The sequence below is a fragment of the Aeromonas schubertii genome, assembly GCF_000820105.1.
Lineage (GTDB): Bacteria > Pseudomonadota > Gammaproteobacteria > Enterobacterales > Aeromonadaceae > Aeromonas > Aeromonas schubertii.
Genome location: NZ_CDDB01000001.1, coordinates 44,196 through 70,641, shown reverse-complemented (window position 1 = coordinate 70,641; position 26,446 = coordinate 44,196). Strand labels below are relative to the sequence as shown.

The 26,446-nt window shown below is 60.9% G+C and carries 25 protein-coding genes and 1 other RNA gene; 16 read left to right on the top strand and 10 right to left on the bottom strand.

The window, feature by feature from the left end:
- Nucleotides 1-189: 189 nt before the first annotated feature.
- The 3 genes from dnaJ to grpE form a co-directional block, all read right to left on the bottom strand.
- Nucleotides 190-1,326 carry a molecular chaperone DnaJ gene (dnaJ, locus tag BN1133_RS00265; protein WP_050664569.1) on the bottom strand — a complete coding sequence of 379 codons (1,137 nt, stop codon included), beginning with the start codon at nucleotides 1,324-1,326 and terminating at the stop codon, nucleotides 190-192.
- 121 nt (nucleotides 1,327-1,447) lie between these two features.
- Complete coding sequence (gene dnaK / locus BN1133_RS00260; protein WP_050664568.1) at nucleotides 1,448-3,376, bottom strand: molecular chaperone DnaK; 1,929 nt, start codon at nucleotides 3,374-3,376, stop codon at nucleotides 1,448-1,450.
- 247 nt (nucleotides 3,377-3,623) lie between these two features.
- Nucleotides 3,624-4,196 carry a nucleotide exchange factor GrpE gene (grpE, locus tag BN1133_RS00255; protein ID WP_050664567.1) on the bottom strand — a complete coding sequence of 191 codons (573 nt, stop codon included), beginning with the start codon at nucleotides 4,194-4,196 and terminating at the stop codon, nucleotides 3,624-3,626.
- A gap of 158 nt (nucleotides 4,197-4,354) precedes the next feature.
- Between grpE and nadK the strand changes: the two genes are divergently transcribed.
- Both nadK and recN read left to right on the top strand, forming a co-directional pair.
- Entirely contained in the window at nucleotides 4,355-5,242 is an 888-nt protein-coding gene (gene nadK / locus BN1133_RS00250; protein WP_050664566.1) for an NAD(+) kinase, read from the top strand.
- A 140-nt stretch (nucleotides 5,243-5,382) separates the two neighbouring features.
- Nucleotides 5,383-7,053 (top strand): DNA repair protein RecN, encoded by a 1,671-nt coding sequence (gene recN, locus BN1133_RS00245; protein WP_050664565.1) that lies wholly within the window; start codon nucleotides 5,383-5,385, stop codon nucleotides 7,051-7,053.
- A 200-nt stretch (nucleotides 7,054-7,253) separates the two neighbouring features.
- On the opposite strand, the gene BN1133_RS00240 is transcribed toward recN, so the two are convergent.
- On the bottom strand, nucleotides 7,254-7,874 hold the full coding sequence (locus BN1133_RS00240) for a helix-turn-helix transcriptional regulator (RefSeq protein ID WP_050664564.1): 621 nt from the start codon (nucleotides 7,872-7,874) through the stop codon (nucleotides 7,254-7,256).
- A gap of 136 nt (nucleotides 7,875-8,010) precedes the next feature.
- Between BN1133_RS00240 and BN1133_RS00235 the strand changes: the two genes are divergently transcribed.
- The 4 genes from BN1133_RS00235 (at nucleotide 8,011) to BN1133_RS00220 (ending at nucleotide 10,065) form a co-directional block, all read left to right on the top strand.
- Complete coding sequence (locus BN1133_RS00235; RefSeq protein ID WP_050664563.1) at nucleotides 8,011-8,592, top strand: NAD(P)H-dependent oxidoreductase; 582 nt, start codon at nucleotides 8,011-8,013, stop codon at nucleotides 8,590-8,592.
- A 30-nt stretch (nucleotides 8,593-8,622) separates the two neighbouring features.
- Entirely contained in the window at nucleotides 8,623-9,045 is a 423-nt protein-coding gene (locus BN1133_RS00230) for a VOC family protein (RefSeq protein ID WP_050664562.1), read from the top strand.
- A 92-nt stretch (nucleotides 9,046-9,137) separates the two neighbouring features.
- Nucleotides 9,138-9,563 (top strand): EamA family transporter, encoded by a 426-nt coding sequence (locus BN1133_RS00225; RefSeq protein ID WP_050664561.1) that lies wholly within the window; start codon nucleotides 9,138-9,140, stop codon nucleotides 9,561-9,563.
- Nucleotides 9,564-9,627: 64 nt separating this feature from the next.
- Nucleotides 9,628-10,065: a universal stress protein gene (locus BN1133_RS00220; RefSeq protein ID WP_050664560.1), complete on the top strand. Its 438-nt coding sequence runs from the start codon at nucleotides 9,628-9,630 to the stop codon at nucleotides 10,063-10,065.
- Here BN1133_RS00220 and BN1133_RS00215 read toward each other — a convergent pair.
- The 4 genes from BN1133_RS00215 to udp form a co-directional block, all read right to left on the bottom strand.
- Nucleotides 10,049-10,579, bottom strand: coding sequence for an MOSC domain-containing protein (locus tag BN1133_RS00215; protein WP_050664559.1), 531 nt, complete (start codon nucleotides 10,577-10,579; stop codon nucleotides 10,049-10,051). The genes BN1133_RS00220 and BN1133_RS00215 overlap by 17 nt on opposite strands.
- The gene (locus BN1133_RS00210) at nucleotides 10,569-11,018 is read right to left on the bottom strand and encodes an eCIS core domain-containing protein (RefSeq protein WP_050664558.1); all 450 of its coding nucleotides are present in this window, start codon (nucleotides 11,016-11,018) and stop codon (nucleotides 10,569-10,571) included. The genes BN1133_RS00215 and BN1133_RS00210 overlap by 11 nt, the downstream gene beginning before the upstream one ends.
- 10 nt (nucleotides 11,019-11,028) lie before the next feature.
- Nucleotides 11,029-11,964, bottom strand: coding sequence for a pyrimidine-specific ribonucleoside hydrolase RihA (gene rihA / locus BN1133_RS00205; protein WP_050664557.1), 936 nt, complete (start codon nucleotides 11,962-11,964; stop codon nucleotides 11,029-11,031).
- Between the two features lie 147 nt (nucleotides 11,965-12,111).
- Nucleotides 12,112-12,867 (bottom strand): uridine phosphorylase, encoded by a 756-nt coding sequence (gene udp, locus BN1133_RS00200; RefSeq protein ID WP_050664556.1) that lies wholly within the window; start codon nucleotides 12,865-12,867, stop codon nucleotides 12,112-12,114.
- A gap of 386 nt (nucleotides 12,868-13,253) precedes the next feature.
- Between udp and yiaY the strand changes: the two genes are divergently transcribed.
- The 3 genes from yiaY to BN1133_RS00185 all read left to right on the top strand — a co-directional run bounded on the left by yiaY (nucleotide 13,254) and on the right by BN1133_RS00185 (nucleotide 15,541).
- A complete protein-coding gene (gene yiaY, locus BN1133_RS00195) occupies nucleotides 13,254-14,405 on the top strand; it encodes an L-threonine dehydrogenase (RefSeq protein ID WP_050664555.1) in 1,152 nt (383 codons plus the stop codon).
- A gap of 118 nt (nucleotides 14,406-14,523) precedes the next feature.
- A complete protein-coding gene (locus tag BN1133_RS00190; RefSeq protein ID WP_050664554.1) occupies nucleotides 14,524-14,862 on the top strand; it encodes an outer membrane protein assembly factor BamE in 339 nt (112 codons plus the stop codon).
- A 46-nt stretch (nucleotides 14,863-14,908) separates the two neighbouring features.
- Nucleotides 14,909-15,541 carry an NAD-dependent epimerase/dehydratase family protein gene (locus BN1133_RS00185; RefSeq protein WP_050664553.1) on the top strand — a complete coding sequence of 211 codons (633 nt, stop codon included), beginning with the start codon at nucleotides 14,909-14,911 and terminating at the stop codon, nucleotides 15,539-15,541.
- Between the two features lie 42 nt (nucleotides 15,542-15,583).
- On the opposite strand, the gene BN1133_RS00180 is transcribed toward BN1133_RS00185, so the two are convergent.
- Both BN1133_RS00180 and BN1133_RS00175 read right to left on the bottom strand, forming a co-directional pair.
- Nucleotides 15,584-15,916 carry an RnfH family protein gene (locus BN1133_RS00180; RefSeq protein ID WP_050664552.1) on the bottom strand — a complete coding sequence of 111 codons (333 nt, stop codon included), beginning with the start codon at nucleotides 15,914-15,916 and terminating at the stop codon, nucleotides 15,584-15,586.
- Entirely contained in the window at nucleotides 15,909-16,343 is a 435-nt protein-coding gene (locus BN1133_RS00175) for an SRPBCC family protein (RefSeq protein ID WP_050664551.1), read from the bottom strand. The genes BN1133_RS00180 and BN1133_RS00175 overlap by 8 nt, the downstream gene beginning before the upstream one ends.
- Nucleotides 16,344-16,499: 156 nt before the next feature.
- Here BN1133_RS00175 and smpB point away from each other — a divergent pair, with 156 nt between their 5' ends.
- The 7 genes from smpB to BN1133_RS19400 all read left to right on the top strand — a co-directional run bounded on the left by smpB (nucleotide 16,500) and on the right by BN1133_RS19400 (nucleotide 26,214).
- The gene (smpB, locus tag BN1133_RS00170; protein WP_050664550.1) at nucleotides 16,500-16,988 is read left to right on the top strand and encodes an SsrA-binding protein SmpB; all 489 of its coding nucleotides are present in this window, start codon (nucleotides 16,500-16,502) and stop codon (nucleotides 16,986-16,988) included.
- Between the two features lie 104 nt (nucleotides 16,989-17,092).
- Nucleotides 17,093-17,452: a transfer-messenger RNA gene (gene ssrA / locus BN1133_RS19405) on the top strand.
- A 192-nt stretch (nucleotides 17,453-17,644) separates the two neighbouring features.
- Complete coding sequence (locus tag BN1133_RS00165) at nucleotides 17,645-18,583, top strand: restriction endonuclease (protein WP_050664549.1); 939 nt, start codon at nucleotides 17,645-17,647, stop codon at nucleotides 18,581-18,583.
- Nucleotides 18,584-18,585: 2 nt separating this feature from the next.
- Nucleotides 18,586-22,101, top strand: coding sequence for a type I restriction-modification system endonuclease (gene hsdR, locus BN1133_RS00160; RefSeq protein ID WP_050664548.1), 3,516 nt, complete (start codon nucleotides 18,586-18,588; stop codon nucleotides 22,099-22,101).
- 125 nt (nucleotides 22,102-22,226) lie between these two features.
- Nucleotides 22,227-23,297 carry a Fic family protein gene (locus BN1133_RS00155; RefSeq protein WP_050664547.1) on the top strand — a complete coding sequence of 357 codons (1,071 nt, stop codon included), beginning with the start codon at nucleotides 22,227-22,229 and terminating at the stop codon, nucleotides 23,295-23,297.
- A 14-nt stretch (nucleotides 23,298-23,311) separates the two neighbouring features.
- On the top strand, nucleotides 23,312-24,832 hold the full coding sequence (locus BN1133_RS00150) for a class I SAM-dependent DNA methyltransferase (protein ID WP_050664546.1): 1,521 nt from the start codon (nucleotides 23,312-23,314) through the stop codon (nucleotides 24,830-24,832).
- On the top strand, nucleotides 24,832-26,214 hold the full coding sequence (locus tag BN1133_RS19400; protein WP_082177830.1) for a restriction endonuclease subunit S: 1,383 nt from the start codon (nucleotides 24,832-24,834) through the stop codon (nucleotides 26,212-26,214). The genes BN1133_RS00150 and BN1133_RS19400 overlap by 1 nt, the downstream gene beginning before the upstream one ends.
- The last annotated feature ends 232 nt before the right edge of the window (nucleotides 26,215-26,446 follow it).

The following is a 26,446-nucleotide window of genomic DNA, read 5'->3' as shown; positions in this document are numbered from 1 at the left end:
AGGGACTCCTTTTAACCCAAGATGGCGCCATCGCCGGTCGGTTATTTTGTAAGAAAATGTGGTGGCAAGGGGGCAATCAGGGGGGTCGCCCTTGCTCTCAATGGGCAGCCGGCCCAGACACGGCACAGGGTCACGCCTGCCCCGGCAGAAAGAACAACGCCGGCGAAAGCCGGCGTTGTGGATGACCCGTCAGTTGGTCAGATCGTCGAAGAAGCGTTTCACCCCTTCGAAGAAGCCCTCGGACTTGGGCTTGTGGGTCTTGGCCGCCGCCCCGCTGAAGGAGTTGTCCAGCTGACGCAGCAGCTCTTTTTGCTCCTCGGTGAGGTTGACCGGGGTCTCGACCACCACCTTGCACATGAGATCGCCAATCTGGCCGGAGCGCACCGATTTCACGCCCTTGCCGCGCATCCGGTACATCTTGCCGGTCTGGGTCTCAGGAGTGATCTTGAGCTTGACCCGGCCGTCCAGGGTCGGCACTTCTATCTCGCCGCCCAAGGCCGCCGCGGTGAAGCTGATCGGCACCTCGCAGTAGAGGTTGTTGCCATCGCGCTCGAAGATCTCGTGCTCGCGCACGTGCACCTGCACGTAGAGATCCCCGTTCGGCGCGCCGGTCTCGCCCGCTTCACCTTCGCCGGAGAGACGGATACGATCGCCGGTGTCGACACCCGCCGGGATCTTGACCGACAGGGTCTTGGTGCGCTGATAGCGACCCTCGCCGTGGCACTTGCCGCAGGGGATGGCGATGATCTTGCCGCGTCCGTGGCAGTGGGGGCAGGGTTGCTGCACCGCGAAGAAGCCCTGGCGCATCTGCACCTGGCCGGAGCCGTGGCAGGTGGGGCAGGTCTTAACGTCGGCGCTGCTCTTGGCGCCGGTGCCGTTGCACTGCTCGCAGTGCACGTGGGTCGGGATCTTGATCTCCTTGGAGACGCCGCGCACGGCCTCCTCCAGAGTCAGCTCCATGTTGTAGCGCAGGTCGGCACCGCGGGCCGGGCCACGTCGACCACCACGTCCGCCACCGAAGATGTCGCCAAACACGTCGCCGAAGATGTCGCCAAAGTCGGCACCGCCGCCAAAGCCACCGTGTCCGCCACCCATGTTGGGGTCGACCCCGGCATGGCCAAACTGGTCATAACGGGCCCGCTTCTCGGCGTCGGTCAGGATCTCGTAGGCCTCTTTGACCTCCTTGAACTTCTCCTCGGCCTCCGCGTCACCCTGGTTGCGGTCCGGGTGGTACTTCATGGCCAGGCGCTTGTAGGCCTTCTTGATCTCGCGCTCGTCGGCGCCTTTGGCCACACCCAGCACTTCGTAGTAATCGCGCTTCGACATACTCATCCTGTTGCTATATCAGCATTTATGCAGACGGGCGTTGGTCTCCCAACGCCCGTGAATTCATGGACAGTGCACTCAGGGGCGCACCCTGCGGGCCGTTGCCGACCCGCCGGGACAATTACTTCTTGTCGTCCTTCACTTCTTCGAACTCGGCGTCGACCACGTCATCGTCAGCCTTGGCAGAGGACTGCTGCTGGCCGGCACCGGCCTCGCCACCCTGCTGGGCCTGGGCTTGCTGCTGAGCGATCTCCATCAGCTTCTGGGAGACTTCCAGCAGAGCCTGCTGTTTGGCCTCGATAGCGGCCTTGTCGTCGCCCTTGATAGCCGCTTCCAGCTCGGACAGCGCGGCTTCGATCTTGCTCTTGTCGTCGGCCGGCAGGGCTTCACCGGCTTCGGTAACCTGCTTGCGCACGGAGTGGAGCAGACCATCGGCCTGGTTGCGGGCGTGGATCAGCTCTTCGAACTTCTTGTCCTCGGCCGCGTTGGCTTCGGCCTCGCGAACCATGCGCTCGATCTCGGCATCGGACAGACCGGAGGAAGCCTGGATGGTGATCTTCTGCTCCTTGTTGGTCTCTTTGTCCTTGGCGGAGACGTGCAGGATGCCGTTGGCGTCGATGTCGAAGGTCACTTCGATCTGCGGCAGGCCACGGGGCGCCGGACGGATGCCTTCCAGGTTGAACTGGCCGAGGGACTTGTTGTCACCGGCGCGCTTGCGCTCACCCTGCAGCACGTGAATGGTCACGGCAGACTGGTTATCTTCGGCGGTGGAGAACACCTGGGACTTCTTGGTCGGGATGGTGGTGTTCTTCTCGATGAGCGCGGTCATCACGCCACCCATGGTCTCGATACCCAGAGAGAGCGGAGTCACGTCCAGCAGCAGTACGTCGGTCTTCTCGCCAGAGAGTACGGCGCCCTGGATGGCAGCACCCATGGCCACGGCTTCGTCAGGGTTGACGTCTTTGCGCGGCTCTTTGCCGAAGAACTCGGCCACTGTCTTCTGAACCAGCGGCATACGGGTCTGACCGCCCACCAGGATCACGTCGTCGATCTCGCCAACAGACAGGCCTGCGTCTTTCAGGGCAACGCGAACCGGCTCCAGGGAGTCCTTCACCATGTCTTCTACCAGGGCTTCCAGCTTGGCGCGGGTCACCTTGATGTTCATGTGCTTGGGACCGGTGGCATCGGCGGTGATGTACGGCAGGTTGACGTCGGTCTGCTGGGCAGAGGAGAGCTCGATCTTGGCCTTCTCGGCGGCGTCTTTCAGGCGCTGCAGGGCCAGCTGGTCGTTGCGCAGGTCAATGCCTTGCTCACGTTTGAACTCGTCAACCAGGTAGTTGATCATGCGGTTGTCGAAGTCTTCGCCGCCCAGGTGGGTGTTACCGTTGGTGGCCAGTACTTCGAAGGTGGTCTCGCCTTCCACTTCATCGATCTCGATGATGGAGATATCGAAGGTACCACCACCCAGGTCATAGACGGCGATCTTGCGCTCGCCCTTGACCTTGTTCACGCCATAGGCGAACGCGGCCGCGGTCGGCTCGTTGATGATACGCTTCACTTCCAGACCGGCGATGCGACCGGCGTCCTTGGTGGCCTGACGCTGGGCGTCGTTGAAGTAAGCCGGCACAGTGATAACGGCTTCGGTCACCGGCTCACCGAGGAAGTCTTCGGCGGTCTTCTTCATCTTTTTCAGCACCTCGGCAGAGATCTGCGGAGGGGCCATCTTCTTGCCCTTCACCTCAACCCAGGCGTCACCGTTGTCGGCCTTGGCGATGGCGTACGGCATGATCTCGAGATCACGCTGCACTTCATCGTCTTCGAAACGACGACCGATCAGACGCTTGATGGCGAACAGGGTGTTTTTCGGGTTGGTGACGGCCTGACGCTTGGCAGGCTGACCGACCAGGATTTCGCCGTCATCGGCATAGGCAATGATGGACGGAGTAGTACGGTCACCCTCGGCGTTCTCGATCACGCGAGCGTGGTCGCCATCGAGGATGGCTACGCAAGAGTTGGTAGTACCCAGGTCAATACCGATGATTTTACCCATTTGACGAATCTCCAAATGCTTCAACTGATGTGGCAGGCAAACCTGCCTTTATGTCTCGTTAACGGCTAGATAGGGTCGCCCCCACTGGCTTTCAAGGGGTCGGCGATAAATTTCCCGACCGCCCCGGCCACTCCCGCCGCAGGCTTGAATCCTATATGGGGGTCAGGATCGACCCTTCAAGGGGTAGGCCTTAAAAAAAATCAACAAAAAGCCCGCCACGGGGCGGGCTCACTCCCGGCCGGACGACTCAGTCGACGGCCTTGGAGACCATCACCATGGCCGGACGAATGACGCGGCCGTTGAGCTCATAGCCCTTCTGCATCACGGCGATGACGGTGTTGGGGGCGACATCGGCGCTCGGCACCAGGCTCATGGCCTGATGGGCGTTGGGATCGAACGGCTGGTTGGTGGGATCCACCGCCACCAGACCAAATTTGGCCACGCCGTTTTGCATGGATTTGAGGGTCAGCTCAACCCCTTCCACCATCGGCTTGAGGGCCTCGTTCTCCTTGTCGGCCAGCTCGATGGCGCGCTCCAGGTTGTCCATGACGGGCAGCAGCTCAGCGGCAAACTTCTCGAGGGCGAACTTGTGCGCCTTCTCCACGTCCTGGGCGGCGCGGCGACGCAGGTTCTCCATCTCGGCGACGGCGCGAACCGCACGATCCCGCTCGTCGGCCGCGGCGGCAGTGGCAGCCTCGAGCTGGGCCTCCAGCTCGGCAATGCGTGCCTGCTCCGGGGTCAGTTCGCTGTCCACATCGGGCTGCTCGACGTGATCTTCCAGCCCTTCCACCTGTTCGACCTTCTGCTCTTCGTGGTTCATGACATCTCCAAATTACAGGTAACTTCTTTACGTGGGGCTATTATGGGGACGACGAACCGGCTTTCAAGAGGGCATGCGCCGGTTTGGCTATATAGCAGCAGAAAAGCGGGGCAAACGCGGTATACTCGCCCCATCACGGGCGACATACGACGCAAACCATGAATTCTCCGTTCAAGACCATAGGCCTCATCGGCAAACCCCATCACAACGGCGCCAATCAGACCCTCAAAGGACTGCACGACTACCTGACCCAACGCGGCTTCACCGTGCTGGTCGAGAGCCGGGTGGCACAGGCCCTCGGCGTCGCAGACAATGAGTCCATCGTCGATCTGGTGCAGCTCGGGGAGCGCGCCGATCTCGCCATCGTGGTGGGCGGCGACGGCAACATGCTGGGGGCGGCGCGGGTCCTGTCGCGCTTCGACGTGGCGGTGATCGGCGTCAACCGGGGCAACCTCGGCTTTCTCACCGATCTCTCGCCGCAAGACTATCTGGTGCCCCTCGAGCAGGTGCTCTCGGGCCACTTCAAGAGCGAGCAGCGCTTCTTGCTGGAGGCCTCCGTCTATCGCCACGGGGAGCGCAAGGCGAGCAACCTCGCCGTCAACGAGGCGGTGCTGCACCCGGGCAAGATCGCCCACATGATCGAGTTCGAGGTCTACATCGATGGCAGCTTCATGTACAGTCAGCGCTCGGACGGACTTATCGTGGCGACCCCGACCGGCTCCACCGCCTATTCCCTCTCGGCCGGCGGCGCCATCCTCACCCCCAAGCTCAGCGCCATCACGCTGGTGCCCATGTTTCCGCACACCCTGAGCAGCCGCCCCATCGTGCTGGACGCCGACTGCGAGGTGCGCCTGCTGGTCTCTCCCGACAACCAGGACGACGCCATGCAGGTGAGCTGCGACGGCCAGATCACCCTGGCGGTGCACCCGGGCGACGAGATCATCATCAAGAAGAGCCACCACCAGCTCAAGCTGGTGCATCCCCTCGATTACAGCTACTTCCACGTGCTGCGCAACAAGCTCGGCTGGGGCAGCAAGCTCTTCTAACCCTGCCCTTCTGGCCCCGTGTCATTCGGCCCTGTGCGGGCCGTTTTTCGAGATCCTCGGCCCGGCATCTTTACTGTATGTAAAACCAGTATATACTGGATACATAAACAGTAATGTATGGCCTTACAGGACGCGCGACCATGCTGGCACAGCTCACCATTACCAACTTCGCCATCGTCAAGTTCCTCGAGCTCGATCTCCAGTCGGGCATGACCTGTATCACGGGTGAAACCGGTGCGGGCAAATCCATTGCCATCGATGCCCTGGGCCTGTGCCTGGGCGAGCGGGCCGAGGCCAGCATGGTGCGCCCCGGTTGCGACAAGGCCGAGGTGAGCGCCCGTTTCCTGCTTGCCGGCAACCCCGCCGCCCGCGGCTGGCTCACCAGCAACGAGCTGGAAAGCGAAGAGAGAGAAGAGTGCATAGTGCGCCGGGTGGTCTCGGCCGAGGGGCGTTCACGCAGCTATATCAACGGCGTGCCTGTGCCCCTGGCCCAGCTCAAGAGCCTGGGCCAGCTGCTGGTGAACGTGCACGGCCAGCACGCCCACCAGCTGTTACTACGCCCCGACTATCAGCTTGCCCTGCTCGACGGTTACGCCGGCCATACCCTGCTCCTCGGTGAGGTGCGCGAGCACTACCAGCGCTGGCGCCAGCTGCAAAACGAGCTGGTCCGCCTCAAGGCCGAGCAGCAGCAGCGCGAGGCTCGTCGCCAGCTGCTCGAGTATCAGGTGCAGGAACTCGACGAGTTTGCCCTGCAACCCGGCGAGTTCGAGGAAGTAGAAGAGGAGCACCAGCGCCTGGCCAACGGCACCGAGCTGATGCAAGAGTGCGGCAGCTGCATCGATCTGCTCTACGAGAACGACGACACCACCATCACCAGCCTGCTGCAGGTCGCCATCGACAAGACCGAAGGGCTGGTCGGCATGGACTCCCGCCTCACCCCTGTGCTCGAGATGCTCAATGAGGCGCTCATCCAGGTGCAAGAGAGCCATGGGGAGCTGCGCGGCTATCTGGACAATCTCGAACTCGATCCCCAGCGTTTCATCGAGCTCGAGAGCCGCCTGTCGCGGGCCATCTCGCTGGCCCGCAAACACCATGTCAAACCGGCCGAACTGGCCCTGCATCATCAGGGGCTGACCGAAGAGCTGCATCGCATCGGCTCCGACGAGGCGCGTCTCGAGGGGATGGAGACTGAGCTCGCCGAGGCGCGCGAGGCCTTCCTCACCGCCGCCGAGGCGCTGAGCCAAAGCCGTCGCCGTCACGCCGAGGCGTTGGCCGGCCGGGTCAGCGAGAGCATGGCCGAGCTGGCCATGCCCCAGGGCCAGTTTGCCATCGAGGTGATCGCCGATCGGGGGCAGAGTCTCTCGCCCCTTGGCATCGACCGGATCGAGTTTATGGTCACCACCAACCCGGGACAGCCGCTGCAACCCCTCGGCAAGGTTGCCTCGGGTGGTGAGCTGTCGCGCATCAGCCTGGCGCTGGTGGTGATCAGTGCTCGCCAGATGGCTACCCCCACCCTGATCTTCGACGAGGTGGACGTGGGGATCAGCGGCCCCACCGCCGCCGTGGTGGGGCGCCTGCTGCGCCAGCTCGGGGAATCGACCCAGGTGCTGGTCGTGACTCACCTGCCTCAGGTGGCCGGCAACGGGCACCAGCACATGGTGGTGAGCAAGCACACCGACGGCCACACCACGGAAACCCGCATGCAGCCCCTGGCCCAGCGGGACCGACTCAACGAGCTGGCCCGTCTGCTCGGGGGGGATCACATCACCGACAACACCCTGGCCAACGCCCGCGAGCTGCTGGCAGGCTAAGTGCACAAGAGGGCCATCGGGCCCTCTTCTCGCTTCAGGGATCACATCACCGACAACACCCTGGCCAACGCCCGCGAGCGACTGGCTGGCTAAGCGTACAAGAGGGCCATCGGGCCCTCTTCTCGGTGTGGGAGATAATCGGCGCCCCCTCACCGGCGGCGAAGGGCATAACAGACAGGGGCCTGATGGCCCCTTGACCGTCAGACGGTCGCGTCGATCCGGTAGGCGCAGCGGCGCGCCCCGGCCAGGATGTGCTCCTCTCGCACCACCGTCACCCCCTCCCCCAACAGGCTCCTGAAGAGCGCCAACTCGGAGCGGCAGAAGTTCTGACAGTGGCTGGCGGCGGCGCAGATGGGGCAGTGGTTCTCGAGCAACCACCAGATCTCCCCCTCTTGCATCACCTCGGCCATATAGCCCTCACGGCTGCGCTCTTCGGCCAACCGAGCCAGTCGTTCGGCAAGGGTCGTAGCGCCGGCCAGTACCGCCCGGTAGTGCGCCTCACTGGTCGCCTCGCGGTGGGCAATCAAGGCCTTCATCCCCTGCTCGCCGAAGATGACCCGTACCGAGTCGATCAGCTTCAGGGTCAGCTCCTCATGGCGATCCCCGAAATGGGGCTGCGCCTGCTCGGTGAGTCGCCAGTAACGCGCAGGCCTGCCGCGCCCTTCGCTGCGATCCTCAAAGCTGAGCATGCCGTCGGCCTCCAGCGCCTGCAGATGCTGACGCGCCCCCATTGAGGTCATCTCCAACTGAGCGGCCAGCGCCGCCGCCGTCATGGGTCCCTGCTGCTTGAGCAGTGCCAGGATCCGCTCTGTGCTCTTCATCGTCTCACTCCCCCTTGTCGGCCTATTATGGCCGCCGACGAGGTTAAGTAAACTTTTTTGTTTACTTTATCTTGCGCCATTTAAATAAAGCAAATACATTACAAAAACAATTTAACAACATTTTGGTTTATTTATTATGAGACTCACCATCATCAATGGCAGTCCGCGACAAGAGGCCCAGAGTGCCCGTGTCGCACGGTATTTAGCCGAGCAGGCGGTCGGGTTTCACGACATTGAGCGGATCGATCTCGCCCGGGATCCCATCTCCTTCTGGGATGGAGAGGATGAAGCAAGCAAGGGAGAGGCCTGGCAGGCGATGGTCCCCCGGCTGGCCCAGAGCGATGCCTTCATTCTGATCTCTCCAAAATGGAATGGCATGGCCTCTCCACTGCTCAAGCAGTGGCTGATGAATGCTGATGTCCCTCTGGTTGGCCATAAGCCAACCCTGCTGGTGAGCGTCTCGAGCGGCATCCACGGCGTCTATCCCATCCCTGAGCTGCAAGGCAGCAACAAGAACAACAAGCTGCTCTTTATTCCCGCCCACCTCATCGTCCGCAGGGTCGGTTCGGTCCTGCATCCGCAGCCAGAGTCGGCACAGAGTGAACGCGAACGATCCCTGCGCCGTCGCATCGACGAGAGTCTCGCCCTGCTGGCGCGCTACAGCGAGCTGCTACTGCCGCTACGCCACTATCGGGACCCTTATCCCTACGGCATGTGAACCCGAGTCTATTCAACCAAGGAGCATCCCATGATTCATCTCGAGCATCTCAATCTGGTGGTCACCGATCTGGACCGCAGCCTCGCCTTCTATCGCACCGCATTTCCCCAGTGGCGGGTGCGCGGCGGCGGCGAAGGCAGCTGGCATGGCAAGGCGCGCCGCTGGCTGCACTACGGCGATGACTATCAGTACCTGACCCTGAACGATAACGGCGCAGGGCACAGCCGCGAGCTCGCCGGCCATCAACCCGGTCTGGCTCATTTTGCCTTCGTCACCAGCAACCTGGATGCACTGGAGAGCCGAATGACGGGGGCCGGCTATCCCGTCAGCAGCCGGGGGGCCCCCGACTCGGGCAGGCGCAACCTCTATTTCATCGATCCGGACGGCATGGAGGTGGAGTTTGTCGAGTACTCGAGCGACGACCCGGCACTTCGCAACCAATACCCGGCCTGATGAGGAGCCGTGAGCCAGACCGGTAGCATGTGCACCGCCCTGCGCTCCGCCACTGCCTACACTCAGGAAAACCCCTAACCTCGAGGTGAGCCATGCCCGCTTCCGACTGGCTTGTTTGGGCCCTGCTGTCGGCGCTCTTCGCCGCCCTCACCGCCATCCTTGCCAAGCTGGGACTGCAGGAGGTGGACCCGGATCTCGCCACCCTGATCCGCACTCTGGTGCTGCTGCCTCTCCTCGCGCTTGTGGCGACCGGCAAGTGGGGGGAGCTGGGCACCCTGAGTGGACGAACCTGGCTCTTTCTCATCCTCTCGGGCGTGGCAACCGGCGCCTCCTGGCTCTGCTATTTCCGCGCCCTCAAGGTGGGCCAGGTCTATCAGGTGGGCCCGGTCGACAAGCTGAGCCTGGTGCTGGTCACCCTGCTCGCCGTGCTCTTGCTCGGTGAGCGGCCGCAACTCAGGGAGTGGCTCGCGCTGGCCCTCATCTCGGGGGGCGTGCTGCTGCTAGCGCTGCGGCGCTAGCTTCATGAGGGATTCATCGATGAGTGGCACTGTGGGTGCCGAGCCTCACAGGAAGGAGAGAGCGATGAAAAACGGTATCGTATTGCTGCTGGAAGGAAAGGCGTACGAACGCGAGACCCTGGCCAAGGCGAGCCGCCTCGCGCACGCCATGGGCAGCCCGCTGACCCTGCTGCACCTGACCCACAGCAGCCAGGTGCGAAACGAGCATATCGAGCTGCCCGCTGCAGAGCGCAGCGCCCGCGCCGAGCTCGCCGCCAAAGCCGGGATCAGCGAGCTTGTCGCCACCCTCTCCCATCCGGCCGAGTATCAATGCCTGGCGGTCGACGACGTGGTTCGGGATCTGGCGGCCTGGCTCGCCAGCCATCCTTGCGACCTGCTGCTGGTCGGCAGCCGGCACCACTGGATGGAGGGCTCCCTGGCGCGCCAGCTGCTTTACAAGCTGCCGGTGGATATCCAGATCTGTCACGAGCCCATCGCCGAGCCCCTCAGGGCTGCGGGATAAGTGCGTCCCCCTGCCCGATAGCGCCGCCCTGTAGCACTCGCGCCGTGATGCCGCCGTGGCCGCGCAGGGCGTTGTAGCCGCCGGGGCCGAGGGTGAGTTCCATTTTGGAGCAGGGCTCGCACGGCCCCGTGTATTCGAGCAGCGCCTCCCCGAGGCGAAAGGTGCGCCCCTTGAGGGCGAGCAGGTTGATGCCGCTCACCACCAGGTTGCGTCTAACGCGCGCCGCCATCGCCTCAATAAAGAGGGTGCTGCCGAGCGGGGCCAGCCCGGGCAGCTGCAACAAGCCGGCCACCACCGCCAGATGCTCGGCCTGGATCAGGGTCACCTGCCGTTTGCTCTGCTCCCGGCCCGCGAAGCGATCCCCCTCCAGCCCCTTGCCCGGCTGTAACCGGGCCTGCTCAACCAGCACAACCGGGGCGCCACGCGCCGGGCGCAAGGCAATCAGCTCGAGCCGACCCGGATAGGGAAAGGAGTCCATCAGAGCCGCCAGGGGCGAGGCCTCGTTAATCCTCATCGTCTTCCTCGGGGCGGGTGCAGTCGAGCACGCTGGTCTCGAGATCCCCGCGATTGCGGGTCAGCAGGGGGGCCGTGCCATCCCGGTAGGGACGCACGTCAGAGAAATCGGTGCCGAAGTAGTGCATAAACTGGCGCCGCGCCTCGTCGAGGGGAAGCGGGATGAAGAGCAGATGCACATCGAAGCTGGAGGCAGGCACAACAAAGCCGCTCACCGGAATGTCGCGATAGTGTTCCTCAACCCGAAACCAGGCGAGCCCCTCCTCCACCTTCCAGGGGCGGTAGCGGGCCAATGCGGGATTGCCCGGCTCGCCGCTCTCGGGATCCAGATAGAGACCATCGAAGCGGCACTGCTCCAGCCCACTCCACATTCGCTCGAAGGGGGACGAGCAGCCCCCCAGTGCGAGGGCGGCCAGCAGCCACCCCAGATTCCCGCGCATCCTCTACTCCCTAGTCATAGGCGTGCAGTTGCTCCACCAGCAGATCGATAAAGCCCGGGCGATCCACCCCCAGCAACACGGTGGCATTGGGGGCCATGCCCGACAGGCCGTAGCGATCCACCACCGTCATGCCCACAGTGTACTCGCCACGGGTCTCAATGCCGACCCGGCAGTCGATGCCATGAAAGAGCCCCGGGCGCAGCAGCCAGGCGATGGTGCAAGGGTCGTGCAACGGCGCCCCCGCAAAGCCCCACTTGGGATCTCGATGGTAGATCATGAAAAAATCGAGCAGCTCGGCCACGGTGCGTGCCACCGGATTGCCGATGGCACGGATGCGCTCGATATCCTTATCCATCACCTGGGCCTCATGGGTCACATCGAGCCCACACATGGTGATGGGCACACCGGATTGAAACACCATCTCGGCCGCTTCGGGGTCCACATAGATGTTGAACTCGGCGGCCGGCGTCCAGTTACCCGGGCCGGCGCTGCCCCCCATCAGCACGATACGGGCGATCCTGGGCTTGAGCTCGGGGTGCGCCGCCAGCAGCAGGGCCACGTTGGTGAGCGGACCGGTCGGCACCAGGGTCACCGGCTCGGGACTGTCGCGCAAGGCGTTGGCCATCAACTCGACGGCGGTGAGGGATACGGGGGCGAAGGCGGGCTCGGGCAGCGCCGGGCCGTCCAACCCGGACTCCCCGTGCACGTTGTCGGCAATGATAAGCTCACGCCGCAAGGGCTTGGGTGCCCCTGCGGCGACCGGAATGTCACGTCGCCCCAGCAGGGTGAGGATACGCAGGGCGTTTCGCAGGGTCTTGTCCGGGGTCTGGTTGCCGGCGCTGGTGGTGACCGCCAGCACCTTTAGCGCAGGGCTGGCCAGGGCCAGTATGAGGGCGATGGCGTCGTCGTGGCCGGGATCGCAGTCGATGATGATGGGCAGCGCCATGGGTTTCTCCTTACCGCTGGAAAAACGCCTACCCTACCAGTCTCGTTCGTCCCCTTCCGGTGACCGGCTCACACTTTCGGGGATGACAAAAAAAGATGGGGGCCGCGCTTTCGCAACGGCCCCCACCCCCCACTCGGCGTGGTGCTATCAGATCAGCTTGCGGGCGGCGCCCAGCACGATCTTGATGGCATCAGATTCGGTCTTCGCCATGGTCTCGGCGTTCGGGATCTCTTGTTGGGTACGGTTCACGATGACACCGGCCACCATGCCCGCACGCAGCCCCTGGCTGGAGCACATGGTCAGCAGGGTCGCAGACTCCATCTCGAAGTTGAGCACGCCCATGGACTGCCACTCCTTCATGGAGCCCTGGAAGCGCTGAACCACGCGGCCGGAGAAGGTGTCGTAACGCTCCTGACCCGGGTAGAAGGTATCGGAAGAGGCGGTGATGCCCACGTGCAGCCTGGAGCCCAGCTCCTTGGCAGTCTCGACCAGGGCGGTGGTGCACTCAAAATCGGCCACGGCCGGGAACTCCATCGGCGCGAAGTGCAGGCTGGCACCGTCGAGGCGCACAGAGCCGGTGGTGACGATCACATCGCCCACGTTCAGATGCGGCTGGATGGCACCCGTGGTGCCGATGCGCAGGAAGGTGCGGATCCCCAACTGGGCCAGCTCCTCCACGGCGATAGAGGTAGAGGGACCGCCGATACCGGTGGAGCAGACGATGACGGCCTTGCCGTCCATTTCGGCGCGCCAGGTGGTGAATTCACGGTGGCTGGCCAGCAGCACAGGATTGTCCATCAGCTCGGCGATGCGCTTCACCCGCTCCGGGTCACCCGGCACGATGGCCAGCGTGGCACCTTGCAGATCCGCTTTCTTCAAACCCAAGTGAAATACATCAGACATAGTCAACTCCTGATCGCCACCGCCATCTGGCAGGCGCAGTGTTTAAGGTACTTTTCAAGCTATCTTTCCCCCCGTTTCGGGGAGCGCCAACTATGGGCGATCCCAACGCCCATTTCCTTGAAGGGCCTCACACTTCTGCGCTTAACCCTTGTCAAATTTCGCGCAAAACGTTTGCTAACGTGATGAATTTATTGAAAAACGTTTCGACGCTCCCACGCTATTTCCCCCTGGCTGTCAACCCTGCAAAGGCTGAGGTTTTCAGGGCCGTGATCGACACCATAAAGTAGCAAAATGAATACTCATATGACTTCTCAAGAGCGCGGATCCTTGGCTAGAGTGGTCACAGGACATACCTCTTTAGTATTAAAAAAACGGAGTAATGAAACATGGCCGCATTCAAGTTCTACATCCCCGCCATCAACCTGATGGGCGCCGGCAGCCTCACCAGCGCCGCCGCCGACATCCAGGGCTATGGCTACAAGAAGGCACTGATCGTCACCGACAAGGTCCTGAGCCAGATCGGGGTTGTCGCCAAGGTGAGCGCCCTGCTGGCCGAGCGCGGGGTTGAGAGTGTCATCTTCGATGAGACCAAGCCCAACCCGACCGTCAGCAACGTCGACGCCGGCCTGGCCCTGCTCAAGGCGCAGCAGTGCGACTTCGTCATCTCCCTCGGTGGCGGCTCCCCCCACGACTGCGCCAAGGGGATCGCCCTGGTCGCCACCAACGGCGGCAACATCAAGGATTACGAAGGGGTGGATCGCTCCGCCAAGCCGCAGCTGCCGCTGATTGCCATCAACACCACCGCCGGCACCGCCTCCGAGATGACCCGGTTCTGCATCATCACCGACGAAGCCCGTCACGTGAAGATGGCCATCGTCGACAAGCACGTCACCCCCCTGATGTCGGTCAACGACCCCGAGCTGATGCTGGCCAAGCCGGCCGGTCTGACTGCCGCCACCGGGATGGATGCCCTGACCCACGCGGTCGAGGCCTATGTCTCTACCATCGCCACCCCGGTCACCGATGCCAGCGCCATCATGGCCATCGAACTCATCGCCAAGCACCTGCGCCGCGCCGTGAGCCACGGTGACGATCTGCACGCTCGCGAGCAGATGGCCTATGCCCAGTTCCTGGCCGGCATGGCCTTCAACAACGCCAGCCTCGGCTATGTACACGCCATGGCTCACCAGCTCGGCGGCTTCTACGACCTGCCGCACGGGGTGTGCAACGCCGTGCTGCTGCCCCACGTTCAGGCCTACAACGCCCAGGTGTGTGCCGGCCGCCTCAAGGATGTGGCCCGCTTCATGGGGGTGGACGTGAGCGCCATGAGCGACGAGCAGGGTGCCGCCGCCGCCATCGACGCCATCAAGTCCCTGGCCCGTGACGTCCAGATCCCGGCTGGCCTCGAGCAGCTCGGCGTCAAGGCCGACGACTTCGACGTGCTGGCCACCAACGCCCTGAAAGATGCCTGCGGCCTGACCAACCCGAAACAGGCAAGCCACGACGAGATCAAGGCCATCTTCCGCGCCGCCATGTAAATCGGGTGCCAACATATTGAAAAGTCAGGAGGGCCCGGAGCCCTCCTTTTTACTTCCGGCATGGGTGCCGGTATGATGTGCCGAGCTCATAAGACGGTATGGATGATCTGAACTCGCTATGCGGATGAAACTCTTGATGGCCGCCGCTCTGGCCGCCCTAACCCTTTCCGGTTGCAGCCTGGTCTATCGCATCGATATTCCCCAGGGCAACTATGTGGAGCAAAAACAGGTAGACAAGCTGCGCCAGGGCATGACCCGCGAGCAGGTGGTCTATGTACTGGGCTCCCCCATGCTCAAAGATGCCTTCGACCACGACACCTGGCACTACCTCTATGAGTTCCAGCCGGGCCGTGGGGATCTCGAGCGCAAGGAGATGACCCTGAAGTTTGTCGGCGATCGCCTGGCCACCATCACGGGCGACTTTACCGTCCCGGCCACCTTCAATACCCCGCTCTGATGAGAAAACCGGCCACTGGCCGGTTTTTTTATAAGGGGAGGACCCCATGAAGCAGATCCTGATCGGGGGCGCCAGCGGACTGATCGGCCGCGAGCTGGTCGCCTGCCTGGCCCCCCGGGCCGAACTCTGGCTGCCCTGCCGCCGCCCCCTTGCCGGCGAGTCTCACCTGCACTGGTGTGAGACCGACTTCGAGCGCCTCGAGGAACTCCCCCTGCCCGTCACCATCGACACCGCCTTCTGCGCCCTCGGCACCACGCGCCGTGATGCCGGCTCGGCAGCGGCCTTTCGCCGGGTCGATCTCGACTATGTGCTGGCCTTTGCCAGGCTGGCCCGGCGCCACGGCTGCCGCCGTCTGGTGGTGGTCTCGAGCCTGGGCGCCAACCCCGGCTCGCCGTTTCTCTATCCGCGCACCAAGGGAGAGATGGAGCAGGCCCTGCACGCCATGGAGTGGGAGCGTCTGGTGGTGGTGCGCCCGGGCATGCTGCTCGGGGATCGCCCGCGACCCCGCCGCAGCGAGCAGATAAGCCAGCGCATCTACCCCTTCATCGCCCCCTTGCTGCGCGGCCCTCTCGCCCGTTTTCGTGCCATCGAGGCACATCGGGTAGCCCGTGCCATGGTGGCCCTGGCCGAAGGCGCGGGAGCCGAGACGGTCGAGAACGAACGGCTACAGCTCTGGTAACAGAGAGGGGCGCCATGGCGCCCCTCCCGTTTCATGCTCACCCTATTCCTGCGGCTGCCTGGCGCCGGTCACCGGGTTGGCCCGTCCCTCTTCTTTCGCCTTGTCGGCCCGCTTCTTGCGCATCTCGCGCGGGTCGGCGATGAGGGGGCGATAGATCTCGACCCTGTCCCCATCCTGCAGGGGTTCGGACTCCTTGACCGGCCGGCTGTAGATGCCGATCTTGTTGACCGAGAGATCGATCTCCGGGTGTTTATCGAGAATCCCCGACGCCTCGATAGCCTGTCGGGCCGTGGTGCCGGCCCCCAGACGCAGTGGGATGACGGTCTGGCGCTCGGGCAGGGCATAGGCGACTTCAACCAGGATCTGCTCAGACACCGTACACCTCCTTGGCGCGGGTGGTGAAGGCACTGACCATGGCACTCACCAGATCCCGGAACACCTTGCCAAAGGCCATCTCCACCAGCCGATTGGAAAACTCGAACTCAAGCTCGAACTCCACCTTGCAGGCATCCACATCGAGGGGGGTAAAGGTCCACCACCCCACCAGCTTGCTGAAGGGGCCATCCACCAGTTGCATGCTGATGCGACGATTGTGCTCCAGAGCATTGCGGGTGGTGAAGGTCTTGGCAATGCCCCCCTTGGCCACCTCGACCGAGGCGGTCATATAGTCGTCACCGTGCTCATGAACCCGACTACCGACACAACCCGGCAGAAACTGGGGATAGGCATGAACATCATTGACCAGAGAGAACATCTGCTCGGCGCTGAACATCACCAGCGCACTTCGATTGATACGGGGCATGGCTTTTCCTCATCCTTTCGCCGTGATTTTATCACCGCGCCGCACAAAATCACCGTCAACACTGCCTAACAAATGGCCACTCGCACCCCTGCGCGTTTTACAGCCGTCGGCGGCCACGTATAATGGCCCCCTCATTACCTGCCGGAATCGCCCGTCATGTCGAAAAAGAACAGTAAAAACAAAGCCGGCTCCAGCACGATTGCCCTGAACCGGACGGCTCGCCACGAATACTTCATCGAGGAGAAGATCGAGGCCGGTCTCTCCCTGCTGGGGTGGGAAGTCAAATCCCTGCGGGCGGGCAAGGCCAACATCGGCGAGGCCTATATCACCTTCCTGCGCGGCGAAGCCTATCTGTTTGGCTCCACCTTCCTGCCGCTGCAGATGGCCTCGACCCACGTCATCTGTGACCCGACCCGTCTGCGCAAGCTGCTGCTGAGCCGTCGCGAGCTCGATCGCCTTACCGGCCTTATCGAGCGTCAGGGTTACACCATAGTGCCCCTCTCCCTCTACTGGAAGGGTCCCTGGGTCAAGGTGGAGATCGGCCTGGTGAAGGGCAAGAAGGACCACGACAAGCGCGAAGCCACCAAGGCCCGCGAGTGGGACCGCGAAAAAGCGCGCATCATGAAGAACAAGCGCCTGGGCTAACCCCTTGTCTGCACAAACTTTCTGCGATTGACCGGCGTTTGCCGGTCAATTCGTCTGTGCGCCTTGCCACGGCCGCCCCGATGGGCTTACAATCGCCGCAACTTGGGGCTGATTTTGGATTCGACAGGATTCTCGAAACCCAAGGTGCATGCCGAGGTGCGGTTGGCCTCGCTAAAAAGCCGCAAAAAAATAGTCGCAAACGACGAAACCTACGCACTGGCAGCTTAATAACCTGCTCAGAGCCCTTCTACCCTAGCTTGCCTGTGTCCTAGGGAATCGGAAGGTCATCCTTCACAGGATCGTGTGGAAGTCCTGCTCGGGGCGGAAGCATTAAAACCAATCGAGCTAGTCAATTCGTGGCGTGTCCCTCCGCAGCGGGTTGGCGAATGTAAAGAGTGACTAAGCATGTAGTACCGAGGATGTAGGAATTTTGGACGCGGGTTCAACTCCCGCCAGCTCCACCAAACGTTTGGAAAGGGCCACTTCGCAAGAGGTGGCCCTTTTTGTTTTCCCCGGCGTTCCCTGCGGCTCACTCACCACTCCATTGCCTTGATATGGCCAGTGTTTAGAGACCTTTTGAGTCCGGGATCAAACCCAGCGCCAGGGTTTTATGCGATGATAGCGCCCCATGTTGTGTCGAGCCCAGTGACGCCCTTATGAGTGATGCCATCCCAAGCTATGAGCGCATGATGCCCGTGGTACTTTCAGTACTGCAAAGTGGCGACCCCCTCCCCCTGCACCAGGTCTATCAGGCCGTCTGCGATCACTACGCCTTTACACCCGAACAGCTGGCAGAAAAATCACCAAGCGGTCGCCATGGGGTTGCCTATATCCGAGTTAGCTGGGCCAAGACCTATCTGGTGAAGGCGGGCCTTATCGAGCAGCCCAAGCGGGGCCTCTGTCTTATTACCGAACGGGGCAAGGCGGCTCTGGCGTCGGGTCAGACCATCGACAACCACTATCTGGCCCAATTCGGCGAGTTTGTGGCCTTTACCCTGGCCTCTGGTGAAAGCACCGGCAGCTTGCCAGCGGCGCTACCCAATGGCGCAGAGGCGCAAGAACCCGAGCAGGCCAGCACGCCGCAAGAGCAAATTGAGCAGGCGCTGGCCGCCATCAACCGCTCCCTTGCCGATGACCTGCTGGCCGAGATCCTGGGCCTTTCCCCTCGCTTCTTCGAACAACTGGTGGTCGATCTGATGGTGGCCATGGGCTATGGCGGCAGCCAGCAGGATGCGGCCCGCACCACCCGCTACCAAAGCGATGGCGGGATTGACGGCATCATCAAGGAAGACAGGCTGGGTCTCGACTCTATCTACCTGCAGGCCAAGCGTTACACCGACAAGACAGTGGGCCGACCCGAGATCCAGGCCTTTGCCGGGGCGCTCGATCTACACCGCGCCCGCAAGGGGGTCTTTATCACCACCTCCAGCTTTAGCCGTGAGGCGCAAGAGTATGTGGGGCTGATAGAGAAGCGCATCGTGCTGATCGACGGCGCCCATCTGGCCGCATTGATGATCGAATACGGGGTCGGCGTCACTGTTCGCCAGACCCTCACCATCAAGACCCTGGATTCGGATTACTTTCTGGAAGAGTGACCATGAGCGAGCGCAGCAATTTCTATTTCCTGAAGGCCCATGAACCCATTTTGCTCGAACTGGCGCAAGGGGCAGAACGAGCATTCGCCAGCGATCCCAACACGACCCTGGTCAAACTGCGTCAACTGAGCGAGGCCTTGGCCCAGGACATTGCCATGCGCTGCAGCATCGCCGCACAGCCTCAGACGACGCAAGCCGAGCTGCTCTATTTGATAGGTCGCGAGTTGTCGCTGGAGCCTATCGTGATGAACCTCTTCCATGGGCTGCGCAAAGCAGGCAACCATGCGGTACATCAGTTCAGAACCCGCCACAAAGAGGCGCTGGCCGGTCTGAAAGTCGCTCGAGACCTGGCCGTTTGGTATCACCGCTTCTTTGGCCAAGGCAGCGAACAGTTCAAGCCCGAGCCCTTTATCGTTCCCGACGATCCCAGTGCCGAGCTGAGTCAATTGCAGGAGCAGATAGCCAAGCTCAAAGACGAGCTCACCAGTGCCAGCAGCCAGCTTGATCAGAATCAGGAGTTGGCTGAGTTACTGGCGCGGGAGAAAAGGGAGTACCAAGAGCTCGCCGAGCTGATGGATCAGGAGGCCAGAGAGCTTGCCTCCCAGGCCAAGGCTCACCAAGCCGCATTGGCGGCCCAGCAGCAGGAGTTCGAACGTCGCCTGGCCGAATTGCAACAGCAACTAGAGCAACAAAGTGACGAGGCCAAGCAGCAGGCGACCCTGGCATTGCAAACACTTGCCAGCAAAGCCAGACGGATCACCGATACCCTCTCTCTCGACGAAAGCAGCACCCGCATTCTCATCGACCAGCAGTTGCAAGAGGCGGGCTGGGAAGCTGACTCCGAACAGCTCGATTACCGCAAGGGGGCTCGTCCGCAAAAAGGGCGCAATATGGCCATTGCCGAGTGGCCTACCCTGCATAACGGTGAGAAGGGCCGGGCTGACTATGTGCTTTTTATCGGCCTGATGCCGGTTGCTGCCGTCGAAGCGAAAAAGATGAATACCAATGTGGCCGGCAAGATCCCCCAGGCGGGCCGCTACAGCAAAGGGTTTGCCCTCGCGGGATCGATGGTTGGCCCCTGGACGCAAGAGGGGCGTTCATCCCCTTGGTCTGATGGCCAGGGAGATCACTATCAGCTCCCCTATCTCTACTCCTGCAATGGGCGCCCCTACGTCAAGCAGCTGGCCGAACAGTCCGGCATCTGGTTTCGTGATGCCCGTCACCCGAGCAATCTCGCTCGCCCCTTGCAGCAGTTCCACTCGCCGGAGGGATTGCTGGATCTGCTCAAGCGCAGCCGCGAGCAGGCCGAGCACACCCTCAAAGAGGAGGGATTTGCCTACCTCAAGCTCAGACCCTACCAGCAAAAAGCCATCGAAGCGGTAGAGACGGCGCTGGCACACGATCAGCGCAACTGTTTGCTGGCCATGGCAACGGGGACGGGCAAGACCCGCACCATCATTGGTCTGCTCTATCGCTTTCTCAAGGCCGAGCGGTTTCGCCGCATCCTCTTTCTGGTCGACAGAACCGCCCTGGGCGAGCAGGCCTTGAAAGATTTCAAAGAGGCGCCCCTTGAGCAAAACCAGACCCTCTGGTCGGCTTACAACATTGCAGAGCTCGGGGATATGGCGGCGCAAGCCGAAACGCGCGTTCAGGTGGCCACGGTGCAGGCCATGGTGAAGCGCACCTTTGCCAGCGATAATCCCCCACCGATCGACGAATTCGACTGCATCATAGTGGACGAAGCCCACCGGGGTTACGCCCTCGATCAGGAGATGACCGAAGGGGAACTCTCGACCCGAGATGCCGCGCAATATCTCTCAAGCTATCGCCGGGTGCTCGACTACTTCGATGCGGTCAAAATTGGCCTCACCGCCACCCCGGCAAAACACACCAGCGAGATTTTCGGCAAGCCGGTCTACCTCTACTCCTACCGCGAGGCGGTGGCCGATGACTGGCTGATCGACCATGAATCACCGATCCGTTTCCAGACCGAGCTGAGCAAAAACGGGATCGCGTTTAGCAAGGGTGAGAAGGTAACGGCGATCGATACCCGCACCGGCGCGATTGAAACGACCGAGTTGGAAGACGATCTCAACTTCGAGGTGGACGCCTTCAACAAACGGGTGATCAACGAATCCTTCAATCAGGTCATCTGTGAGGCGCTGGCACAAGAGCTCGATCCCTTTGGGGATGAAAAGACCATGATCTTCTGTGCCACCGATAACCATGCCGACATGGTCAAACGGCTATTGGATGTCGAGTTCAACACCCTTTATGGGGATAACTATAACCAGGAGGCGGTCGCCAAAATCACCGGCAAGAGCGACAAGGTGAGTACCCTCATCAGCCGCTACAAGAACGAACGCTACCCCAATATCGCCATCACGGTTGACCTGCTCACCACCGGCATCGATGTGCCCAAGATCTGCAATCTGGTCTTTATGCGTCGGGTCAAGTCACGGATCCTCTATGAGCAGATGATGGGACGGGCGACCCGTCGTTGCGATGAGATAGGCAAGACGGTGTTTCGCATCTATGACCCGGTGGATATCTATGCCGCACTGGCCGAGGTCAACACCATGCAGCCGCTGGTCAAAAACCCCGATATCACCCTGGCGCAGTTGGTCGGTGAGCTGAGCGACCCACAATCTCTGGAGCAAGCTCTTGCCGTCGCAGGGGACGAACCGGGCCAAAGCCAGGCCGATACCATTTTGAGCCAGCTCAGCCAGAAGCTGATGCGGGTACTGCGCAAGGCAGACGGCAAGGCCGATCGTTATCCGCCCTTAAAGCAGAAGCTGGCTGAATTGGGGCAAGAGTGGGGAGTACCACCTGACAAGCTCCATCAGCATCTCCACCAGCTTGGGCCCAAGCAGGCCAGTGACTTCTTGCGTCAACACATCACCCTGCTCAGTGAACTGGCTGCGGTTGAAGCGCTGGTGGGCAGCGAATATCGCCCGGTGATTTCAGATCATCAAGACACGCTCACCCAGCGCGAACAGAGCTACGGCACCTATGGCAGGCCAGAGGATTATCTCGATGGCTTCGCCGACTTTATCCGTCAGCAGGTCAACAGCAATGCGGCGCTGATGGCGGTCGTCAACGCCCCGCGCGATCTCACCCGGGCCCAGCTCAAAGAGATCAAGCTGCTGCTCGATGGCGCCGGCTTCAAAGAGGCCAACTTGCAGAGTGCCTGGCGCAGCCAGACCAATCAGGATATCGCCGCCAGCATCATAGGTCATATTCGCCGCGCCGCCCTTGGCAAGCCGCTTGTCCCCTATAGCGAGCGGGTACGGCTGGCGATGGAGCAGATCTACCGCAGCCAGAGCTGGACGCCCGTCCAGCGCAAATGGCTGGATCGTCTGGCCAAGCAGCTGGTCCACGAGGTGATCGTCGATCGCGACTTTATCAACGAGCGCTTCGCCGATGATGGCGGTGCCAAGCGGCTCGATGGCCTGCTCGGCAGGCAGCTGGATAAACTGCTGGATCAGCTGGGCGATGCGCTCTGGCAAGTCGCCTGACACGCGGCACCGGCCAAACCGGTACAGAAACAGGCCCTTTTTATTCAGGCGGGTCGCCATATGTATAGAAAATTAAGATTTCTATACATACAATCGCCGACATGTAGAAAACAGGGGACTTTTCTATGCCTATCACCCCGCTGCCGCTGGCCAATATCGCCGAGCTCGAGAGCCGCGCCGTGCTCAAAAAGAGCGCCGAGGCCCACCGCTACCTGGCCGAACTCAAAGGAGTGGCCGCCAGCATCCCCAACGAAGGGATCCTCATCAATACCCTGTCGCTGCAAGAGGCAAAAAACAGCTCGGAGATCGAGAACATCATCACCACTCACGATGATCTCTATCGCGCCAACCTGTTTGAAGAGGCGGTCAATCCGGCCACCAAAGAGGTGCAAGACTATGCCGCCGCCCTCAAACAGGGCTTTGCTACTGTGCGCCGCCAGCAGCTGATCCGGCTGGCCGACATTCTGGCCGTGCAGCAGTGTCTGGAGAAAAACCGCGCAGGTCTGCGCCGCCTGCCCGGCACCGATCTCAAGAACGCCCGCACCGGCGAGGTGATCTACACCCCGCCACAACACGGTGACGAGATAGCCGCCCTGATGGATAACCTGGTGCGCTATATCAATGACGATGAGCTCTGCGATGCCGATCCGCTGGTCAAGATGGCCATCATCCACCACCAGTTCGAGAGCATTCACCCCTTCTATGACGGTAATGGCCGCACCGGCCGTATCCTCAATCTGCTCTATCTGGTGGCTCAAGGGCTGCTCAACCTGCCGGTGCTCTATTTAAGCCGCTACTTTATCCACGACAAGGGGCGCTATTACCGAGAGCTGCAAGCGGTGCGCGACAGCGGAGACTGGGAGCCCTGGCTGCTCTACATGCTCGATGCGGTGATCGACACGGCCCAGAGCACCATCGCCCTTATCACCGGCATCAAGGAGCTGATGGCCAGCTATAAGCAGGGCATTCGCGAGCGATTACCCAAGATCTACAGCCAGGATCTGCTTAACAACCTTTTCAACCACCCCTACACCAAGATCGACTTTGTCATGAGCGATCTTGATGTGACCCGCATCACCGCCACCCGCTATCTGGATCTGCTGGTCGAGCATGGATTCTTGCAAAAACAAAAGATTGGTCGCGGCAACTACTACATCAACCAGCCTCTGTGTGCCCTTCTGGCGGCGCACAGTTAAGAATCGGAACTCCCATGCGCAACAACGATATTGTTCAAAAACTGTGGAACCTCTGTGACGTCCTGCGTGACGACGGCATCAACTACTCCGACTATGTCACCGAGCTGGTGTTGCTGCTGTTTATCAAGATGGTGCACGAAAACGAAGAGGCGGGCCTTCTGGCCGCCCACACCCTACCCGAACATTGCCGCTGGCCTGAGCTGGCCAACCGCTCCGGCATCAACCTGCTCAACCACTATCGCCAGATGCTGGTGGATCTCGCCAAAGACCATGATCCCCTGATCGCCGCCATCTATGCCGATGCCCAGACCCGGCTGCGCGAGCCGCGCCATCTGGAGCAGATGATCAAGACCCTCGATCAGATTGACTGGTTCAACGCCAAACAAGATGGTCTGGGGGATCTGTATGAAGGGCTGCTGGAGAAAAACGCCGGCGAAACCAAATCCGGCGCCGGCCAATACTTCACCCCGCGGAGCTTAATCAACAGCATGGTGCGCTGCCTCCAGCCCAAGGCGGGGGAGGTGATTCAAGACCCGGCCGCCGGCACCGCCGGTTTTCTTATCGCCGCCGACCAGTACATCAAGAGCCAGACCGACGATCTCTACGACCTTGGCAAGGCCGAGCAGGCATTCCAGAAGAACCGCGCCTTTATCGGGGTCGAGCTGGTGCCCAATACCCGTCGCCTCGCCCTGATGAACTGCCTGCTGCACGGCATGGAAGGGGATGAAGAGGGGGTGGTGCACCTTGGCAATGCCCTGGGGCAAGCAGGCGCCGCCTTGCCCAAGGTCGATGTCATCCTCGCCAACCCCCCCTTTGGCACCAGCAAGGGGGGCGAGGCCAGCAATACCCGCGACGATCTCACCTACAAGACCAGCAACAAGCAGCTCGCCTTCTTGCAGCATATCTATCGCGGCCTCAAGCCCGGTGGCCGCGCCGCCGTGGTGCTGCCCGACAACGTGCTGTTTGAAGCCGGGGTCGGCACAGAGGTGCGCCGCGATCTGATGGAAAAATGCAACCTGCACACCATCTTGCGCCTGCCCACCGGCATCTTCTACGCCCAGGGGGTCAAGACCAATGTGCTCTTCTTCCAAAAAGGGAGCGCCGCTGACCCCCATCAGCAGGAAGGCTGCACCCAGGCTGTCTGGGTTTACGATCTGCGCGCCAATATGCCGAGCTTTGGCAAGCGCACCCCCTTTAGCGAGGCCCACCTCGCCCCCTTCGAGCGGGTCTACGGCACAAATCCCAATGGTCAGAGCCCACGCAGCGAGGGGGAGTACAGCTTTACCGAGCTGACAGAATCGGCTGCCGATCAGGGTGACGCACCAGAGCAGGGGCGCTGGCGCTGTTTTGACCGGGCGTGGATCCGCGATAGCAAGGGCGATTCGCTGGATATCAGCTGGCTGAAGGACCAAAACAGCGTCGATGCGGCCGACTTGCCGGAGCCGCTGGCGCTGGCCAATGAGGCCAAAGCCGAGCTGGAAGCGGCGCTGGCCGAATTGCAGGATCTGGTTAAGGCGCTGGAGGGGATGGCGTGATGCAGGCATACATTCCCTCAACTTGGGCAATGAGCAATATCGGCGCTATCGCAAATGTTGTTGCTGGCGGTACCCCAAAAGCTGATGATAAAAGTAATTTTTCTGCACCCGGGAGCGGGTTTGCTTGGCTTACGCCTGCAGATTTAAGCGGACACATGGAAAAATATATTAGCCATGGTAGTCGAGACCTGAGCGAAAAAGGACTGGCGACGAGCTCAGCTAAATTAATGCCAGCGGGTACTTTACTATTTAGTAGTAGAGCTCCCATTGGCTATGTTGCTATTGCTGCAAATGAAATATCGACAAATCAAGGTTTTAAAAATTTTGTTTTCACAAATGAAATAGTACCGACTTATGCGTACTTCTATTTAAAAAGCATTAGAGAGCTAGCTGAAAGTCTTGGCACAGGGACGACGTTCAAAGAGATTTCTGGGGCAACAGCAAAAACATTACCATTTGTTATCCCTCCATTTGCAGAACAAAAAGAAATTGCCGACCGGCTTGATACATTGCTGGCTCAGGTAGAGGCCACCCAAGTCCGTCTGGCCCATATTCCGGATATTATCAAGCGTTTCCGTCAATCCGTGCTGGCCGCTGCGGTGAGTGGCAAGCTGACGGAAGATTGGCGTGAACTTAATAAGGGAGTTGAACGGTGGAGGTTAGTAGAGCTTAAAGAAGCTGCTGAAATTATAGATCCTCACCCAAGCCATAGGACTCCAAAAGCGGTTGACGGCGGCGTACCTTACATTGGCATTGGTGATTTGAAACTGGATGGCTCTATAGATTTTGAAAATTCAAGGAAAGTGTCTTTTGATGTTTTAAAAGAGCATAACGAAAGATATACATTAAAAGCTGGGGATTTTATCTTTGGAAAGATAGGTACTTTAGGCAAGGCAACTATCTTACCTATTGGCATTGATTACACCTTGTCTGCAAATGTTATTTTAATTCAGCCAATTGAACATGTAGCGACACCAGAATATTTACAGTTCTTTTTATCATCACCTAGCACTTTGAATGAAATAGCTAAGCAGGCTAATTCAACTTCTCAAGCTGCATTTGGAATAAAAAAAATGCGAACATTCCAATGCAAACTGCCAAACAAGGAAGAGCAAAACGAAATCGTCCGTCGGGTGGAACAACTTTTTGCCTATGCCGATACCATCGAGCAGCAGGCCAAGGCGGCCAAAGCGCGGGTCGATAAGCTGACCCAGGCCATTCTGGCCAAGGCGTTTCGTGGCGAGCTGACCGCCGACTGGCGCGCCGCCAACCCGGATCTTATCAGCGGTGACCATAGCGCCGCCGCCCTGCTGGCCCGCATTCAGGCCGAGCGGGCCGCCGCCAAGCCGCGCAAACGGGCAACCAAAAAAGCCGCGTCGTAGGGTGTGATGAACATCGTGAATGACACCGCCATATCACCACAGTATGGCCGAACAGAAGGTGCAAAAGTGACGCAATGCGCTCCGCTTATTGCACCCTACGTTGCTGGCGTGCCGTCAACCCGGATCTTGTCAGTGGCGTAGGTTCGATTAGCGAAGCGTAATCGGACGCACGAGAAACCGCCGCCCTGCTGGCCTGCATTCAGGCTGCGCGGCCCACCGCCAGCGGCAACAT

Excerpts from the sequence above, each read along its gene's own strand:
- BN1133_RS00220 (WP_050664560.1), top strand. The coding sequence starts at position 9,628 with ATGAAAAACGGTATCGTATTGCTGCTGGAAGGAAAGGCGTACGAACGC.
- recN (WP_050664565.1), top strand. The coding sequence starts at position 5,383 with ATGCTGGCACAGCTCACCATTACCAACTTCGCCATCGTCAAGTTCCTC.
- hsdR (WP_050664548.1), top strand. The coding sequence starts at position 18,586 with ATGAGCGAGCGCAGCAATTTCTATTTCCTGAAGGCCCATGAACCCATT.
- smpB (WP_050664550.1), top strand. The coding sequence starts at position 16,500 with ATGTCGAAAAAGAACAGTAAAAACAAAGCCGGCTCCAGCACGATTGCC.
- BN1133_RS19400 (WP_082177830.1), top strand. The coding sequence starts at position 24,832 with ATGCAGGCATACATTCCCTCAACTTGGGCAATGAGCAATATCGGCGCT.
- BN1133_RS00230 (WP_050664562.1), top strand. The coding sequence starts at position 8,623 with ATGATTCATCTCGAGCATCTCAATCTGGTGGTCACCGATCTGGACCGC.
- BN1133_RS00155 (WP_050664547.1), top strand. The coding sequence starts at position 22,227 with ATGCCTATCACCCCGCTGCCGCTGGCCAATATCGCCGAGCTCGAGAGC.
- dnaK (WP_050664568.1), bottom strand. The coding sequence starts at position 3,376 with ATGGGTAAAATCATCGGTATTGACCTGGGTACTACCAACTCTTGCGTA.
- BN1133_RS00185 (WP_050664553.1), top strand. The coding sequence starts at position 14,909 with ATGAAGCAGATCCTGATCGGGGGCGCCAGCGGACTGATCGGCCGCGAG.
- BN1133_RS00240 (WP_050664564.1), bottom strand. The coding sequence starts at position 7,874 with ATGAAGAGCACAGAGCGGATCCTGGCACTGCTCAAGCAGCAGGGACCC.
- BN1133_RS00235 (WP_050664563.1), top strand. The coding sequence starts at position 8,011 with ATGAGACTCACCATCATCAATGGCAGTCCGCGACAAGAGGCCCAGAGT.
- grpE (WP_050664567.1), bottom strand. The coding sequence starts at position 4,196 with ATGAACCACGAAGAGCAGAAGGTCGAACAGGTGGAAGGGCTGGAAGAT.
- BN1133_RS00210 (WP_050664558.1), bottom strand. The coding sequence starts at position 11,018 with ATGCGCGGGAATCTGGGGTGGCTGCTGGCCGCCCTCGCACTGGGGGGC.
- dnaJ (WP_050664569.1), bottom strand. The coding sequence starts at position 1,326 with ATGTCGAAGCGCGATTACTACGAAGTGCTGGGTGTGGCCAAAGGCGCC.
- nadK (WP_050664566.1), top strand. The coding sequence starts at position 4,355 with ATGAATTCTCCGTTCAAGACCATAGGCCTCATCGGCAAACCCCATCAC.
- BN1133_RS00215 (WP_050664559.1), bottom strand. The coding sequence starts at position 10,579 with ATGAGGATTAACGAGGCCTCGCCCCTGGCGGCTCTGATGGACTCCTTT.
- BN1133_RS00165 (WP_050664549.1), top strand. The coding sequence starts at position 17,645 with ATGAGTGATGCCATCCCAAGCTATGAGCGCATGATGCCCGTGGTACTT.
- BN1133_RS00175 (WP_050664551.1), bottom strand. The coding sequence starts at position 16,343 with ATGCCCCGTATCAATCGAAGTGCGCTGGTGATGTTCAGCGCCGAGCAG.
- yiaY (WP_050664555.1), top strand. The coding sequence starts at position 13,254 with ATGGCCGCATTCAAGTTCTACATCCCCGCCATCAACCTGATGGGCGCC.
- BN1133_RS00150 (WP_050664546.1), top strand. The coding sequence starts at position 23,312 with ATGCGCAACAACGATATTGTTCAAAAACTGTGGAACCTCTGTGACGTC.
- udp (WP_050664556.1), bottom strand. The coding sequence starts at position 12,867 with ATGTCTGATGTATTTCACTTGGGTTTGAAGAAAGCGGATCTGCAAGGT.
- BN1133_RS00190 (WP_050664554.1), top strand. The coding sequence starts at position 14,524 with ATGCGGATGAAACTCTTGATGGCCGCCGCTCTGGCCGCCCTAACCCTT.
- BN1133_RS00225 (WP_050664561.1), top strand. The coding sequence starts at position 9,138 with ATGCCCGCTTCCGACTGGCTTGTTTGGGCCCTGCTGTCGGCGCTCTTC.
- rihA (WP_050664557.1), bottom strand. The coding sequence starts at position 11,964 with ATGGCGCTGCCCATCATCATCGACTGCGATCCCGGCCACGACGACGCC.